14 protein-coding genes are annotated in these 16,247 nt (G+C 62.2%); 10 read left to right on the top strand and 4 right to left on the bottom strand.

What is annotated here, in order from left to right; translation table 11 throughout:
- The first annotated feature begins 127 nt into the window (after window positions 1–127).
- Entirely contained in the window at window positions 128–2,437 is a 2,310-nt protein-coding gene (locus ACZIRK_RS16215; protein ID WP_130229689.1) for a xanthine dehydrogenase family protein molybdopterin-binding subunit, read from the top strand.
- 189 nt (window positions 2,438–2,626) lie between these two features.
- On the top strand, window positions 2,627–3,076 hold the full coding sequence (locus ACZIRK_RS16210) for a c-type cytochrome (protein WP_028163618.1): 450 nt from the start codon (window positions 2,627–2,629) through the stop codon (window positions 3,074–3,076).
- Between the two features lie 272 nt (window positions 3,077–3,348).
- On the opposite strand, the gene ACZIRK_RS16205 is transcribed toward ACZIRK_RS16210, so the two are convergent.
- Complete coding sequence (locus ACZIRK_RS16205; RefSeq protein WP_028163616.1) at window positions 3,349–3,771, bottom strand: CHRD domain-containing protein; 423 nt, start codon at window positions 3,769–3,771, stop codon at window positions 3,349–3,351.
- A gap of 283 nt (window positions 3,772–4,054) precedes the next feature.
- Between ACZIRK_RS16205 and ACZIRK_RS16200 the strand changes: the two genes are divergently transcribed.
- Entirely contained in the window at window positions 4,055–4,984 is a 930-nt protein-coding gene (locus tag ACZIRK_RS16200; RefSeq protein WP_130229694.1) for a c-type cytochrome, read from the top strand.
- Window positions 4,985–5,260: 276 nt separating this feature from the next.
- Here ACZIRK_RS16200 and ACZIRK_RS16195 read toward each other — a convergent pair whose 3' ends face one another.
- Together ACZIRK_RS16195 and pdxR are read right to left on the bottom strand one after the other, a co-directional pair.
- Window positions 5,261–6,217, bottom strand: coding sequence for an NADP-dependent oxidoreductase (locus ACZIRK_RS16195; protein WP_463327739.1), 957 nt, complete (start codon window positions 6,215–6,217; stop codon window positions 5,261–5,263).
- A gap of 251 nt (window positions 6,218–6,468) precedes the next feature.
- The gene (gene pdxR, locus ACZIRK_RS16190) at window positions 6,469–7,872 is read right to left on the bottom strand and encodes a MocR-like pyridoxine biosynthesis transcription factor PdxR (protein WP_463327716.1); all 1,404 of its coding nucleotides are present in this window, start codon (window positions 7,870–7,872) and stop codon (window positions 6,469–6,471) included.
- A gap of 110 nt (window positions 7,873–7,982) precedes the next feature.
- Between pdxR and ACZIRK_RS16185 the strand changes: the two genes are divergently transcribed.
- From ACZIRK_RS16185 to ACZIRK_RS16175, 3 genes are all read left to right on the top strand, one after another.
- The gene (locus ACZIRK_RS16185; protein WP_130229686.1) at window positions 7,983–8,621 is read left to right on the top strand and encodes an HD domain-containing protein; all 639 of its coding nucleotides are present in this window, start codon (window positions 7,983–7,985) and stop codon (window positions 8,619–8,621) included.
- Between the two features lie 77 nt (window positions 8,622–8,698).
- Entirely contained in the window at window positions 8,699–9,403 is a 705-nt protein-coding gene (locus ACZIRK_RS16180; protein ID WP_463327715.1) for a glutathione S-transferase family protein, read from the top strand.
- 579 nt (window positions 9,404–9,982) lie between these two features.
- Window positions 9,983–11,311, top strand: coding sequence for a glycosyltransferase (locus tag ACZIRK_RS16175; RefSeq protein ID WP_463327714.1), 1,329 nt, complete (start codon window positions 9,983–9,985; stop codon window positions 11,309–11,311).
- 367 nt (window positions 11,312–11,678) lie between these two features.
- Here ACZIRK_RS16175 and ACZIRK_RS16170 read toward each other — a convergent pair whose 3' ends face one another.
- On the bottom strand, window positions 11,679–11,924 hold the full coding sequence (locus tag ACZIRK_RS16170; RefSeq protein ID WP_027579940.1) for an Lrp/AsnC ligand binding domain-containing protein: 246 nt from the start codon (window positions 11,922–11,924) through the stop codon (window positions 11,679–11,681).
- Between the two features lie 138 nt (window positions 11,925–12,062).
- Between ACZIRK_RS16170 and thiD the strand changes: the two genes are divergently transcribed.
- The 4 genes from thiD (at window position 12,063) to ACZIRK_RS16150 (ending at window position 16,059) form a co-directional block, all read left to right on the top strand.
- Complete coding sequence (gene thiD, locus ACZIRK_RS16165) at window positions 12,063–12,863, top strand: bifunctional hydroxymethylpyrimidine kinase/phosphomethylpyrimidine kinase (RefSeq protein ID WP_463327738.1); 801 nt, start codon at window positions 12,063–12,065, stop codon at window positions 12,861–12,863.
- A gap of 172 nt (window positions 12,864–13,035) precedes the next feature.
- Entirely contained in the window at window positions 13,036–13,848 is an 813-nt protein-coding gene (locus ACZIRK_RS16160) for a UDP-2,3-diacylglucosamine diphosphatase (protein ID WP_028163613.1), read from the top strand.
- Window positions 13,845–14,909 carry a glycosyltransferase family 4 protein gene (locus ACZIRK_RS16155; protein ID WP_463327713.1) on the top strand — a complete coding sequence of 355 codons (1,065 nt, stop codon included), beginning with the start codon at window positions 13,845–13,847 and terminating at the stop codon, window positions 14,907–14,909. Before ACZIRK_RS16160 ends, ACZIRK_RS16155 begins: the two co-directional genes overlap by 4 nt.
- Window positions 14,910–15,069: 160 nt before the next feature.
- Window positions 15,070–16,059: a threonine/serine dehydratase gene (locus ACZIRK_RS16150; RefSeq protein WP_463327712.1), complete on the top strand. Its 990-nt coding sequence runs from the start codon at window positions 15,070–15,072 to the stop codon at window positions 16,057–16,059.
- Window positions 16,060–16,247: the final 188 nt, after the last annotated feature.

Here is a 16,247-nt window from a genome sequence, read left to right as displayed (position 1 = left end):
AGTCAAATCAGCTTTTTGTTGCGGTGCTTCCAAGCTCCGCAATTCGCGGTTTGCGCTTCTTTCCCAACCGCGCCAATATGGCGGGAAACACGCCAAGATGGCGTGGACAACAACAATTGGAGTGACGATGGCAGCCCCCATCAAATTCGGCGTCGGCCAGAGCGTACGCCGCAAGGAAGACGATGCCCTCATTCGCGGCAAGGGCCGCTACACCGACGACGTCGCGCCGCAGCCGGCGCTGCATTCGCTGGTGCTGCGCTCGCCGCATGCGCATGCGAAGTTCACCATCGACGTCACCAAGGCGCGCGGCCTGCCGGGCGTCAGCCTGATCCTGACTGCGGCCGAGGTCGCCGATCTCGGCGACCTGCCATGCCTGTTCAATCTGGAGACCGATCCGTTCACCGGTCCGCCCTATCCGATCCTGGCCAAGGACGAAGTCCGCCATGTCGGCGACGCCGTCGCCTTCGTCGTCGCCGAGACGATCGACCAGGCGCGTGATGCGATCGAGGCGATCGACGTGCAGTGGACGCCGCTGCCGGCCGTGATCGGCGTCGTCAATGCCGTGAAGCCGGGCGCGCCGCAGGTGTGGCCCGACAAGCCGGGCAACGTCCTGTTCGACGTCTCGATCGGCGACAAGAAGGCGACTGAAGAAGCTTTTGCGAAGGCGCATGCGGTCGCGGAAATCTCGATCGTCAACCCGCGCATCGTCACCAACTTCATGGAGACGCGTGCGGCGGTCGCCGAATATGACGCCAAGAAGGACCATCTGACGCTGACGATCGGCAGCCAGGGCAGCCATCGCCTCCGCGATATCCTCTGCCAGAACATCCTGAAGATCCCGGTCGAGAACATGCGGGTGATCTGTCCCGATGTCGGCGGCGGCTTCGGCACCAAGCTGTTTCCCTACCGCGAATATGCTCTGGTCGCGGTCGCTGCGCGGCAGTTGAAGAAGACGGTCAAATGGACGGCTGACCGTGCCGACCACTTCATGGGCGACTCGCAGGGGCGCGACAACGTCACGACCGCGAAGATGGCGCTCGCCGAGGACGGCAAGTTCCTGGGCATGGACGTCGATCTGATGGGCGACATGGGTGGCTATCTCTCGACCTTCGGTCCCTATATTCCGCATGGCGGCGCCGGCATGCTGCCGGGCCTCTACGACATCCAGGCCTTTCATTGCCGCGTCCGCACCGTGTTCACCAACACCGTGCCGGTCGATGCCTATCGCGGCGCCGGGCGGCCGGAAGCGGCTTACGTTGTCGAACGTCTGGTTGATGCCGCCGCGCGAAAACTCGACATGACGCCGGATGCGATCCGCCGCAAGAATTTCATCCCGCCGAAGGCGCTGCCCTACAAGACCGCGACCGGGAAGGTCTATGACTCCGGCGATTTCGCCGCGCATATGAAGCGCGCGATGGAGATCGCCGAGTGGAAAGAATTTCCCAAGCGCGCCAAGGCGGCGAAGAAGGATGGCCTGGTGCGCGGCATCGGGCTTGCAACCTATGTCGAGATCTGCGGCACCATGGGCGAGGAGACTGCGAATGTCGCGCTCGACCCCAATGGTGACGTCTCGATCCTGATCGGCACGCAATCGAGCGGGCAGGGCCACCAGACCGCCTATGCGCAGCTCGTGGCCGAACAGTTCGGCCTGCCGCCCGAGCGCGTCCACATCCTGCAGGGCGACACCGACAAGATCGCAACAGGTCTTGGCACCGGCGGCTCGGCATCGATCCCGTCGGGCGGCGTCAGCGTGCAGCGCGCCACCGCTGCGCTCGGCGACAGGCTGAAGGAGATCGCGGCGCAGGCGCTGGAAGCGAGCGCCGGCGACCTCGAGATATCGGACGGCGTGATCCGCATCGCCGGCACCGACCGTTCGATCAGCTTTGCCGATCTCGCCAAGCGCCCCGGTGTCGATCCGTCGAAGCTGAACGCCAGCGCGACTTTCGCCAGTGCCGACGGCACCTATCCGAACGGCACGCATCTCGCCGAAGTCGAGATCGATCCGGCGACCGGCATCATCAAGATCGTGAACTATGTCATTGTCGATGACTTCGGCGTGACACTGAACCCGCTGCTGCTCGCGGGCCAGGTTCACGGCGGCGCGATGCAGGGCATCGGGCAGGCGCTGATGGAGCAGGCGGTCTATAGCGCAACCGACGGCCAGCTCGTCACCGGCACCTTCATGGACTATGCGGTGCCGCGCGCCTCCGACGGTCCGTCCTTCGTGTTCGAGACCCACAACGTGCCCTGTGCGACCAATCCGCTTGGCGTCAAGGGCGCGGGCGAAGCAGGCGCGATCGGCTCATGTCCGGCGATCGTCAACGCGATCGTCGAGGGCCTGTGGCGCGAATACAAGATCGACCACATCGATATGCCCGCTACCCCCGAGCGGGTCTGGATCGCGATCCGCGAGGCGCAGCGACGCCATAATCTCTGATGACGACATCGTAGCGCGGGAATAAACGCCCGCGCACGGGTTCTAAAGCATGATCCGGAAAAGTGGGAAACCGGTTTTCCGAAAAGATCATGCTCAAAGGAGGCGCTGGATCATGATCCAGCGTGAGGCCGCGAGCGCAAAGCGCGCGCGGCGGCGTCCGGCAAGCTTCAGGAAAAGGAGAATTCGCCGATGAAGCGGATGGTTTTGGTGGCAGGTGGCGTGCTGCTCGGTGCAAGCGCTGTCATGGCTCAGCAGGAGATCGCCGTTCAGCAGGACAACCTGATGCGGGCGCAGGCGAAAAGCATGTACAATGTGATCGGGAAAATGGTGAAGGGCGATATCCCCTACGACCAGAAGGCGGTCGATACGGCGCTCGCCGATCTCGAAACGAACGTCGCCAAGATCGCGACCGTCTTTGCCACCAACCCCAAGGAAGACGTGAAGGACGCCCATTACACGTCGTCGCCCAAGATCTGGCAAAACAAGGCCGATTTCGATTCCAAGATCCCGCCGGTCACGAAGGCGATCGGTGACTTCAAGGGCAAGGTCAAGAATCTCGATCAGTTGAAGGTGGCCTACACCACGATCAACGATCGCTGCGGCGCGTGCCACGACACCTATCGCGTCAAATTGAAGTGATGCGGCGCTTGCGCTCTTCACCTCTCCCGCTTGCGGGAGAGGTCGGCGCGTAGCGCCGGGTGAGGGCTCTCTCCGCGCAAAGATAATCTCTGTTCTTTTCGCGCAGACACCCTCACCCCAGCGCTGCCGGAGCGAGCTTTGCTCGTCTCGCCCGCAAGCGGGAGAGGGGGCGCAGCTTCATCGTGGTCACCGCCGATCTACCTCGTTAGGTGCAAAACGAAAAAGGCGGATGCCGCAGCATCCGCCTTCAGGAATGGACGCTTGTGGCTCGCCTATTTCACGACCTGGCCGCGGATTTCGCCGCCTGGATTGGCCGCGGTGTGGACGTTCACGTAGTACTTACCGGCGAGGAAATCGGCGGCCTGCGCGTCCGTCAGCGTGGCGCTGCCTTCGGCGGGGCTCGAGGCGATATTCGGGATCGGGACCGCGACGCCGCCGTTCTTGCCGGCTTCGGCGGGACCATGGAAATGCGCTGCGGTAGCGGGACCGGTGAGGCCGGAATAGGTCACCTTCCAGCTCAGCTTCTTGGTCGCGGGATCGTAGTCGATATCGGCGGTGCCGGTTCCGGTGCTGCTGTTCGGCGGCACTTCCGATTTGCCGTCCAACGGCACCTTGTACTTGTCGGCGAGAGCAGGACCGGCAAACACGACGGCGGCTCCGAGCGCGAGCGTGGCAAGCATGGTCTTGTTCGGCATGGTTTTTCTCCCTGTTGGCGTCGGCCTGAGTGTCGACCTCAAAACAATGGCCTTTCTGCTTTATTCCCAAAATCGCCCGCGAGCGCGGAAAATTTCGAGCAAGCGCATGGCCGAGACTCTCGCCATATTAGCCGTTCGATCGACGAACTGGAGCATATTCGGTTCTGATTGAACCGAAGCGCCAGATTTTTGTTTTTGACGCGTTCACACGAACCGGTGCTCACGCTCGGATCAAGTCCAAGGGCATGCTTTGCTCGAAGACGTTCCAATGACAGGTCGGACCATGTTGCGACGAATATATCCCGCGGCCATCCTCGCCGGCATTGTCGCCGCCGGCGTCTACTGGTGGCTGACCATACCTGCGACGTTCGCGGCCAGCGTATTGCCGGCCTATGAGCCTGACATTGGCAATGGCTCGACCATCTTCAACGCGGGCGGATGTTCGTCCTGTCACGCCGTGCCCGACCAGCCCGATCGCACCCGGCTCGGCGGCGGGCTCGCGATTCCATCGCCATTCGGCACCTTCTATGCGCCGAACATCTCGCCCGATCCCAATGACGGGATCGGCCGATGGAGCGAGGCCGATTTCGTCACAGCGGTCATGAAGGGCACCTCGCCGGAGGGCGCCCATTTTTTCCCTGCCTTTCCCTACACGTCCTACCGGCATGCGAAGATCGAGGACGTCCGCGACCTCTTCGCGTTCATCAAGACGCTGCCGCCGGTCGCCGGCAAGGTGCGCGATCACGACGTGCCGTTCCCCTTCAACATCCGCCGCAACATCGGCGTGTGGAAATTCCTGTTCATGGATGACAAGCCCTTTACGCCGGATCCGGCGCGCTCCGCGCAATGGAATCGCGGGGCCTATCTCGTGAACAGTTTTGGCCATTGCGCGGAGTGCCACAGCCCGCGCAATTTCCTGGGCGGCATCATCAGCGCGCAGCGTCTTGCCGGCGGACCGAACCCGGAAGGTGAGGGTTGGGTGCCCAATATCACGCAAAAGAATCTGGCGGACTGGAGCGTGAAGGACTTCACCTATTTCCTGAAGACCGGTGAACTGCCGGACGGCGACAGCGCCAGCGGATTGATGGCGCGCGTGATCAAGAACACGTCGCAATTGTCCGATGAAGATCGTGCGGCCATGGCCGATTATCTTAAATCCCTGCCACCGGTCGAGGGCCCCACGCCGCCGAAGCGGACCGGGGGCAGGAGCTAGGGCGTTTACTCACAGGCGCTTGATCAAGTTTCCCGAAAACCGGACACATGACGGTTGGAGGATGATTTCCGTCTGCGACTCCTTCCAAATCTGCGCCGCGTGGCGCCCCGATAGAGCGTTTTCGAGCGAAGTGGATACCGGTTCGCGTGAAGAAAACGCGTGAAAACAAGAATCTAGAGCTTCGGTTCTGCCGGCGTCGTTCTCGGCCATGTGTTCCAGACTCGCGCGGAGCCGTCGGCCTTCACAGCTGCTCGCCGCCACACTCATAGCCCCAATTCAAGCGCGCGCGGTGGCTTCGTCCGAGCCTCCCACATCGAGAATGATCTTGCCTTTCGGCGGCACTCGTTGACCTTCCAACATCATGTGCGCGTCTCGCGCAGCGGCAAAAGGAAGAACTGCGCCGACGCGGGTTTTCAGGTCACCGCGATCGATGAGATCGGCAATCTCGCGAAGGCGCTCGGTGGTCACTTCCACCAGGAAGAAGGCTGCGGTGACCCCGTGGTGCTTTGCGCGGTCTTGATCGGGCTGGGACACAGCGGAGATCAGCTTGCCGCCCGGGCGAAGAACCTGAAAGGAACGTATTTGCGTTTCGCCTCCGACGAGATCCAGTACCGCGTCCGCATCCTTCACCTCTTCCTCGAAGCGTTGCGTGTGATAGTCCAATACTCTGTCGGCACCAAGGGACCGCACGTATTCGATGTCTTGGCTCCCCGCGGTGGCGATTGAACGCAGGCGAGCGCGACGAGCGAGCTGAACCGCGTAGGCTCCGACGTTTCCCGCAGCTCCGTGAATGACGACCGTCTGCCCGGCTTCGAGGCGAGCGTGGTCGAACAGAGCTTGCCACGCCGTGACCGCAACGACGGGAATGGAAGCCGCTTCGGCATAGCTCAGCGAGCCTGGTTTCTTCGCGAGCATCCCAGCAGAGGCCACGGCGTATTCTGCGTAAGCACCAAGGAACTGGCTGTTGGTCACTCCGAAAACCTGGTCCCCAACAGCGATCTCGGATACGCCCGATCCCACGGCCGCGACTGTTCCGGACAGATCAGAGCCGAGCGTAAGAGGAAGAGGCTGCGGCAACGCGCTCTTGCCGGCCCTGATCCAGCCGTCCCAGGGACCGACCCCTGCTGCGTGAACATCGACAAGGACCTCGCTCGTACCAGGAACTGGCCTCGGAACCCGATCCAAAATCATCACTTCCGGCGGTCCGAATTCGTGCACTCGCCATGCCAACATGGAGCAGCGCGCAGGACCTTGGGACGCATCGTCGACGGGGCTGCTTGCCATTCTGAACTCCCTGCTAAGACGTGAGTCGGCTTGAAGGCCGGGCGCCGGTCATGGACCCAAAGCCGGTCTCGCGCATCCGCTTCAACCGGTGTTACCAATCGAAGATGGGGGGCAGCCTGATCCAGAACAGTACCAAGATTGGCAACTCTCAATGTACCGTCGATAGTCGTTTAGGTCGCAGCGACGTTCATTTCGCAGTGCTAGCGTGCCAATTCCAACAGCCGGCGAAAATCCGCCGGCAGCCGCCGTTCATTGAGGTTGGTCACGCTGAGCAGCAATCCTTGCTGTCGGGGAGGCTGCATGTACCACGGCGACAGGGGAGCCGGGGCCAAGCCGAACTGTAGAGCGCGCAAAGCGATGTCCACGTCTGAAGCAAACTCGGGAAGCAAGAGAACCACTGCCAGACCGGCGGTTGCTTGTACCTTTATCGGGTCTGACGCCATCTCTCCCAGGCAACGAAGCAAAGTCTCCCGTTGGGCGGCGTAGAGCCGCTTCATGCGGCGCAGATGGCGAAGGTAGTGCCCTTCTCGCAGGAATTCCGCCACGGCGCGCTGCACGGCCGCAGCCGGCGCTGGTGCCAAGCAAGCAGCGAGCTCACCGAACGGACGACTCAGTTCCGGCGGCACGACCATGAACCCCAGGCGCAGCGCCGGGCTGATCGTTTTGCTGAAACTGCCGATGTGCAGCACCCGGCCTCCATGATCGAGCGATGCAAGAGCCGGGGCCGCCCGTCCTTTCAGCTGCAGTTCGCTGAGGTAATCGTCCTCGATGATCCAGGCGTCGTTCTGCCGAGCCCAGGCGAGCAGTGCAAGTCGCCGCGGCAGCGACATCGTCATCCCGAGCGGCGCCTGCTGGCCCGGTGTGACGACTGCCAGTGTCGCTCCACCGGCGGTTTGCACCCCGGCGGCAACATCCAGCCCTTCCGCATCGACCGGGACAGCCGTCACATGCATGCCAGCCAGGCCGAGCGCGGTGCGCGTGAGCGGAAAGCCTGGATCTTCGATCCAAGCTCCCATCCTTCCAAGCTGAAGCCCTCGGATAGCCAGACCGAGCGCGCCGGAGAATCCGCTCGTTATGAGCACCTGAGAGGGGCTGCACCGAATTCCGCGGGCCAGCCCTAAGTAAGCCGCAACTTCCTTTCGCAGCTCCGGATCGCCGCGCGGATCCGGATACGTCACCGGCGCAGCCGCGGCTAGCCGGATCTCACGCGTCAGGATGCGTGACCACAGCTTAAAAGGGAAGGCGTCCTGAGAGGGCACGCCCATCTGAAATGCCCGCGGCGCGCTTCCGAACTCATAAAAGAGGTCCGGTAGAGGCGGCGCTTCTGGCGACCACTCGGGCGTTGAGGATCGGGATGGCCGGTCGGCCACACGAGTTCCTGCCGGCCCGAGACCGATCGCGAATTGCTCCGTGATGAGACGTTCGTAGGCCACACGCACGGTGCCGCGGGAGACGCCGAGCTGAGCGGCCAGATCGCGCCAGGAAGGCAATCGCGCGCCCGACGCGAGCCGCCCGCTCTCGATGCTCTCTCGGATCGCGCAATAGATCTGGGCAGCCAGTGGGGTCCTTCTGGCACGATCTAGTTGGATGGGGAGGACAGCCATCGCGCGATGGTACAGTCAAAATTGGCAATCTTGGTACTGTTTTATGATCAGGTCCGGACCGATCTATTTCCTGCAACCAGCACCACAGACACGGAGACGGGAGTTCGATAATGGTCGATATTATTTCTGGCGTTAAGATCCCCGATAGCAAGATCGCACGCGAGGCCGCCGAACTCGTGCGGCAACATGAAACCGAGATGTTGTTCAACCACTCGGTTCGCGTATTTGTGTTCGGTGCGATGAAAGGAATTCGTCAGAATCTAAAATTCGATTCTGAACTGCTTTATGTCGCAGCGCTGTTTCACGATCTGGGTCTTATCCACCCTTACCATACCGATACGAAACGGTTTGAAGTCGACGGCGCCGATGCAGCCCGCGAATTCCTCAAGAGCCACGGCATCCCGGATCCGAAAGCGGATCTGGTGTGGGAAGCAATCGCTTTACATACCACGCCAGGCATTCCCCAATACATGCGGCCAGAAATAGCTCTCACCAACGCGGGTGTTCTAGTTGACGTCGTCGGCATTGGATATGACGACTATACGCGAGAGCAACGCGACCAGGTCATTGCCGCGTTTCCTCGTGGTGATTTCAAGAATGAGTTCATCCAGGTTCAGACGTGCTCGGCCTTGAAGAAGCCCCAGACCACGTTCGGCACAGTCAATGTCGATTATATCGAAGATCACGATCCCACATTTCGCAGACCAAACGCCTGCGTTCGGATACGCAATACTCCGTGGCTCAGCTGAACCGTCATGCCATGAATTCACCCGCCGTGATGCTTGCCACCTCTTAAAGTGTAATCGAGCCGCAAGAGCGAGTTGAGATGCCAAACTTTGCTGATTTCCCGATCACACGGCGCTGGCCTGCGAAATACCCGGATCGCTTGCAACTCTATTCACTGCCGACACCCAACGGCGTAAAGGTCTCGATCATGTTGGAGGAGATCGGGCTCCCCTACGAAGTTCATCTGGTCGACTTCAACAAGGGCGACCAGCACACGCCAGAATTTCTTTCATTGAACCCCAACGGCAAGATCCCGGCGATCCTCGACCCCGATGGCCCCGACGGAGAGCCGCTGCCCTTATTCGAATCCGGTGCCATCCTGCAATATCTCGCGGAGAAGACCGGCAAGCTTTTGCCGGCAGATGCGGCTCGCCGCTACACGACTATCCAGTGGGTGCATTTCCAGATGGGCGGGATCGGACCGATGTTTGGCCAGCTCGGCTTCTTCAACAAATTCGCAGGCCGTGAATACGAGGACAAGCGCCCACTTCAACGATACGTCAACGAGTCAAAACGCCTGCTCGGCGTATTGGAAACGCATCTCGCCGGACGACTATGGATCATGGACGATGAATATACCATCGCCGACATTTCCATGCTCGGCTGGGTGCGTAACCTGATCGGCTTCTATGAGGCGCGCGAACTCGTCGACTTCGACAGTCTTCAAGCGGTACCAGCCTGGCTCGATCGCGGCCTGGCGCGGCCCGCGGTGCAGCGTGGATTGACTATCCCGCACAGGCCATGAGAGACGGGAAGGTGCACTGATCGACCCTGCACCGCATCGCACGATGCTGCTGAGTCTCTCCCGTCTGTCGAAGTTCAGGGCTGCGAAATTGTCGCGCCAATGGCCAAGCTGCCCGGTCAGGAAATCCTGATCACCGAAGATCTCGCTTATCGACTTGCATAAGCCAACCGGGAGGTCAGCCGGCAGCTTGAATTGCTGGCAATGAGCCGGGAAGCGGATATCGTGCAGAGTTGCGGCAGCAGGTCAGTCCGCGAGCTTGAGCGACCGTTGAACAATCTGATCGACAGCGCGATCTGACCGGCTCAAGCACTACTGCAGTGCCGAGCTCGCTTCTACTCGGCCGCAACAGCTCGACGCGTTGGTAGATAATCATCGGATTGATCGCACTTGGCGCGATCTGAGTTGCTCATTCCTGCACGCAAGCTTTTGTGACCAGACGCATTGCGAGTGTAGCAATTCACGCCGGATCCGACATCGGGGCGTAACAGCAAACCTGCCAACATCTGGTTGCGTCACTCAGCTCGATCACTCTTGCCGGCTCGAGTGGCCTTCGTCTCAGGATATCCAGAGTAGGATCATATGAAAATCATCATCGCTACGACCCCCGCGCCCGGTCATGTCAATCCAATGCTTGGTATCGCGCGCATCCTGTTGGCTGACGGTCACGAGGTGGTCGCCTTCACAGGAAGCGCTTTCCGCGACCGCATCAACAGTATTGGTGCAGCATTTCGTCCTATTCCTGCCAGCGCAGATCAGGATGTGGTGGATCCTTTCGCGAAGTATCCCGAACTGAAAAGCCTGCCTCCGGGGTTGGAGTTGTTGCGCGTCACCAAGGAGCGCTTATTCGTTGACCACATGCTCGTGCAGCACGAGGGCTTGCAACGATTGTTGCGGGAAGTCCCGGCCGACATCGTGATGGGGGATGAGTACTTCTTGGGCCTGCTACCAATGCTGCTCGGCCCTCGCTCGAAGCGGCCTCCGATTGTCTGCTTTGGCACCACGATCCTCCATTGGCCTCGTACAGACGGGGCGCCAGAACTCCTCGGCTTGCCTCCGGCGGCAGCCCCGGCGCAGCGCGAGAAGTATGCAGCCATTGCCCAGGAACATGAGAGGGTCGTCAATCAACCGCTCGCGCATCGTTTGAACCAATGCCTGGAGGAAGTCGGCGTCAAGTCGCTGTCGAGGCCTCCTTTCGAGGCAATGGTGGAATTAGCAGATGCCTATCTGCAGCTGACGGTGCCGAGTTTTGAGTTTCCGCGTCCCGCCCCGGCTTCGGTGCAATTCGTGGGTACCCCGCCCATTATGCCCAAACAAGCGCCGCTGCCACCCTGGGCCGATGAGCTGGACGGCAGGCGCAAGGTGGTCCTCGTGACCCAAGGGACAGTGGCCAACCACGACTTCAACCGCTTGGTCACACCGACCCTGGTGGGATTGGCCGACGAGCGGGACCTGCTCGTGGTCGTCACCGCTGGCGGCCGCCCGGTCGACACGATCCCTGGCCCCATTCCGGCTAATGCGCGTTTGGCGAGCTATCTGCCGTTCGAGTGGATCCTGTCCAAAGCCGATGTATTTGTCACCAATGGAGGTTATGGCAGCGTCAACCAAGCCATGAGCTTTGGTGTTCCTCTGGTCTGCGCTGGACTCACCGAGGACAAGGCCGATGTGAATGCGCGGGTCGGCTGGTCCGGGGTCGGCATCAACCTTGAGACGAGCACGCCGGCGCCGCAGGTGCTGCGCGAGGCTGTGCGGGCCGTACTCGATACGGAGAGGTATCGCGCACGTGCTTCGCTCATGGCTAAGGAATTCCAGCGCATCGACACCCGTGGCGAGATTCTCCGCGCGATCAAGCGGGTGTCTCAGAACGGGGCTGATCGGCCGTCCCGCGCCGCTTTGCTGTCGGCGAAGTAGATCGACGATACCGACCTCAGCACAATCGTTTCACGACACCGATCGAAAGCAATGATTGGCTGGGTCGCAAGCTCGTTGCGGTCGCGCTCGGCGATCGCATCTTCCACGGCGAGGCCAGCAACGGCACCTGCAGCGGATGTCATGGGGCCGATGCGCGAGGGACGTCAGTCGGTCCGGACCTGACTTCCGGCAATTGGGTGTGGAGCGACGGCAGCCTTGCGGCGATCACCAAGACGGTTGTCGACGGCGTCCCGCACCCACGCAACTATACCGGCGTCATGCCGCCGAAAGGGAGGCGCCGAGCTGTCGGACGCCGACACTGCCGCAGTGGCCGCCTATGTCTGGGCAGTCGGCCACGTCAACTAGTCTAGGTGGTCCCGAACGCCTTGAAGGTGATGATGGTGTGGGTGTCCTGGATACCCGGGATGACCTGGACCTTTTCGTTGACGAAATGGCCGATGTCGGTGTCCTTGTCGACGTAGAACTTCACCAGGAGATCGTAATCGCCCGCGGTGGAGTAGATCTCGGAGGCGATCTCGGCCTCCGCCAGCGCATTGGCGACGGCATAGGACTGGCCGAGCTTGCACTTGATCTGGATGAAGAAGGGAACCATCGCTGTTATCTCCGGGGCAGGTAGCCGGCCCATAGAGCCAAATTCGCCGTGCAATGGCAAGCCAGCTTGCCGGCCTTGGTTCGCCGCGCTAGGAGGGACCATGGTATTATGCCTATCCCACTGCGCGGCAGCTTTCCGATGACGACGCCGATCGCACTCACCATTGCCGGTTCTGATTCCTCTGGCGGCGCCGGCATCCAGGCGGATTTGAAGACCTTTGCCGCGCTCGGTGTCTACGGCGCATCCGTCATCACCGCGCTCACCGCGCAGAATACGATGGGCGTGCGCGGCATCCATCAGGTGCCGGCCGGGTTCGTGACGGCGCAGATCGATGCGGTGTTCTCCGATCTTGCGGTCGGCGCGGTCAAGATCGGCATGGTGGCGGAGCTTTCGATCATCGATGCGATCGCGGCCGGGCTCGAGCGCTGGTCGCCGAAGCATGTCGTGTTCGATCCGGTGATGGTTGCAACCTCGGGCGATCGCCTGCTTGCCGCGGAGGCGGTCGATGCGCTGCGCACGAGATTGATCCCGCTTGCGTCGTTGATCACCCCGAACCTGCCGGAGGCCGCAGCACTGCTCGACGAACCGATGGCCTCGGATGAGGCCGCCATCGAGAGCCAGGGCAGGCGGCTGCTTGCCCTCGGCTGTCAGGCGGTCCTGATTAAGGGCGGGCACGGGCAGGGCAGCGAGAGCATCGACTATCTCGTCGATGTAGACAGCGCGATCGTGCTCGCGGCGCCGCGCATCAGCACCGCAAACACCCATGGCACCGGCTGCTCTTTGTCGTCTGCGATCGCAGCCGAGCTTGCCAAGGGCGAAGACGTGACGTCAGCCGTGCGCAATGCCAAGCGCTGGATCAGCGCCGCCATCGAAGCCGCCGACCGTTTCACCGTCGGCCACGGCCACGGGCCGGTGCATCATTTTCACAGATTTTATTAGACGACCGAGCTGCCTCAACCCTGTCCCGCATATCTACGGCCTCTGGTGTCGCCAGATTGTCGCATGGCGCTGTTATCCGCATTTCAAAGGGGCGCGTAGCTGATTCTGGTGGGACTGTTGGCTGCGACGAATCGTCATCGCCCTGTCACAGGGATTTGTTAGGTGCACAGGTATGGGAAGCGACTCTTTCAGTGAAGAGAGCCCCGAGCGGCGCTTTCGCACGTTGTTTATCTCCGATGTCCATCTCGGAGCCCGCGGGTCGCAAGCCGACCGATTGCTGGATTTCCTGCGCTCTCACGATGCCGACACGATCTACCTGGTTGGCGACATCGTTGACGGTTGGGCGCTGAAGTCGAGCTGGCACTGGCCCCAGACCCACAACGATTTCGTGCAGAAGATGCTGCGCAAGGCACGCAAGGGCGCCAAGGTCATCTATATCCCCGGCAATCACGACGAGTTCCTGCGCAAGTACTACGGCACGCATTTCGGCGGCATCGACGTGATGGAGAACACCATCCACACCGGCGTCGACGGCAAGCGCTACCTCGTGATCCACGGCGATATCTTCGACCTCGTGGTGCAGAATGCGCGCTGGCTCGCCCATCTCGGCGACAAGGCGTACGACTTCGCGATCCAGATGAATCGCTTCGTCAACTTCTTCCGCCGCATGTTCGGCGTGCCCTACTGGTCGCTGTCGCAATGGGCGAAGCTGAAGGTCAAGAAGGCAGTCAATTACATCGGCGCGTTCGAAACCACGCTTGCGAGCGAAGCACGTCGCCACGGCTGCGACGGCGTGATCTGCGGCCACATCCATTATGCAACGATCCGCGACGAGCACGGCATCCGCTACATGAATTGCGGCGACTGGGTCGAGAGCTGCACGGCGCTAGCCGAGCACGAGGATGGCCGCTTCGAGATCATCACCTGGACGGACCCGGTCCGGCGCATCGCCCCAGTGCCGCGGGTCACGGCGCGCGCTGCATGACAAAAATCCTGGTCGCGACCGACGCATGGCATCCCCAGGTCAACGGGGTGGTTCGGACGCTGACCATGATGGCCGAGGCGGCAAAGGGCCTCGGCGTTGAGATCGCATTTCTCACACCGCAATCGTTCCGCACCTTCGCGATGCCGAGCTATCGCGACCTCCGGCTGGCCTTGCCGCATCCGGCTGCGATTGCCGCGCTGATCGAGCAGGACAAGCCCGACAGCATCCACATCGCCACCGAAGGTCCGATCGGGCTGTTGGTGCGCCGCTACTGCCGCAAGCGCGGTCTGCCGTTCACCACGAGCTTTCACACCCGCTTTCCCGACTATGTCTCGGCGCGCTCGCCAATCCCGGAAAACTGGGTCTGGCGGCTGTTGCGCTGGTTCCATCGGCCGAGCCAGGCGGTGATGGCGGCAACTCCGGCGCTCGCCGCCGAACTGCGCTCGCGCGGCTTTCGCAACGTGGTGCTGTGGTCGCGCGGCGTCGATACCGCGCTGTTCCATCCGCGCCATGTCGACCTCTGTCTTCCGGCACCGGTTTTCCTGAGCGTCGGCCGGGTGGCGGTCGAGAAGAACCTGGAAGCCTTCCTCGATCTCGATCTGCCGGGCACCAAGGTCGTTGTCGGCGACGGGCCGGCGCGGCCGGCACTGGAGCGGAAATACCGCGACGCCGTGTTCCTGGGCGCACGGCACGGCGAGGAATTGGCGCGCATTTATGCCGCTGCCGATGTGTTCGTGTTTCCGAGCAGGACCGACACCTTCGGTTTGGTGCTGCTGGAGGCGCTTGCGAGCGGCCTGCCGGTCGCCGCTTTCCCGGTGGTCGGTCCGCGTGACGTGATCGGCACTGCGCCGGTCGGCGTGCTGAAAGAAGACCTCCGCGAGGCCTGTCTGGAGGCGCTCAGCATCCCCGCGCGAACCTGTGTCGACTTTGCTGCGCGCCACACCTGGCAAACCTCGGCGCGCGTTTTTATCGACCACGCCCTCAATTTCCGGCCGGTCGAGCCCGAGCCTGAGAACGAAGCGGCGGAATTCGTGGCTGAGGACCCGCATTTCGCAGCCTAGCCTGACCCGGTAGCCCGGGTGGAGCGCAGCGCAACCCGGGATTTCCGTATCTGTCTTGACCAGCGGTCCCGGGTTACGCGTTCCGCTCCACCCGGGCTACGGCCGGGGATCACACAGAAGCGTCTTGCCGGCTTGTCCGCGACCGCGTTACAAATCGGGGATGACCGAAATCATCGCAAATCAACCCATCGGCGCGGCTGATATCGAAGCCGCCGCAAAGGTGGTCGCGCCGTTCGCGGTGCGCACGCCGCTGCTGTCCTTTCCCGTCCTCAACGAGCGCGCCGGGACCACGGTGTTCCTAAAGCCGGAAATGCTGCAGCGGACAGGCTCGTTCAAGTTCCGCGGCGCCTTCAACAAACTGTCGTCGATCCCGCAGGCCCAGCGTGGTGGCGGGGTCGTCGCATTCTCCTCCGGTAACCACGCCCAAGGTGTGGCCGCAGCGGCGAAGATCCTCAGCATGCAGGCGACCATCGTGATGCCGGCGGACTCGCCCATCACCAAGCGCGAGCGCACCAAGTCCTATGGCGCCGAGGTCGTGCTCTATGACCGCGACCGTGAGGACCGCGAGGCGATCGCCAATGGCATCGCGGAGAAGCGCGGCGCGACGCTGGTGCGTCCCTATGACGATCCCTTCGTGATCGCAGGGCAGGGCACCGCGGGCCGCGAGATCGCCGAGGACATGGCCACGCTTGGGCTTACGCCTGACATCGTGGTGGCACCGGCGTCCGGCGGCGGGCTGATCGCGGGCGTCGCGACCGCCGTGAAGGCCAAATTCCCGCAAGCCCAGGTGATCGTCGCCGAACCGAAGGGCTATGACGACCACGCGCTGTCGCTGCAGGTAGGACATCGCGAGCCGCATCCAGCCGCCGCCCGCACCATCTGCGACGCGTTGATGGCGGCGATGCCGGGCGAGCTCACATTTGCGATCAACAGCAAGCTGTTGGCGCGCGGCGTGTCGGCTTCAGATGAGGAAGTCGCCGCTGCGGTTGCGTTCGCCTATCGCGAATTGAAGCTGGTGGTCGAGCCCGGCGGCGCCGTCGGCCTTGCCGCCTTGCTCGCCGGCCGCATCGACGCCAAGGACAAGAACGTCGTCATCGTTCTCTCCGGCGGCAATGTCGACGCCGACCTGTTCGCCAAGCTGGTGGCCTGAACAACGCCGAGATTCTGTAGCCCGGGTGAAGCCAACGGGTCGCGCGAAGGCGCGCCCGATGGCTCCGCCCGGGCTACGACGCAGAACATCGTTTTGGCGCCTGCGCAATCAGCGCATCAACGGCGTCCAAATCCCTGGCCCCGCCCCATCGATCGGCTGACTGCCCTTGCGGCGGATTGCAGCACCTG

The sequence above is a fragment of the Bradyrhizobium sp. Leo114 genome (assembly GCF_055229415.2).
The sequence above is the reverse complement of the archived record's forward strand: the minus strand, read 5'-3'. Positions and strand labels throughout refer to the sequence as shown.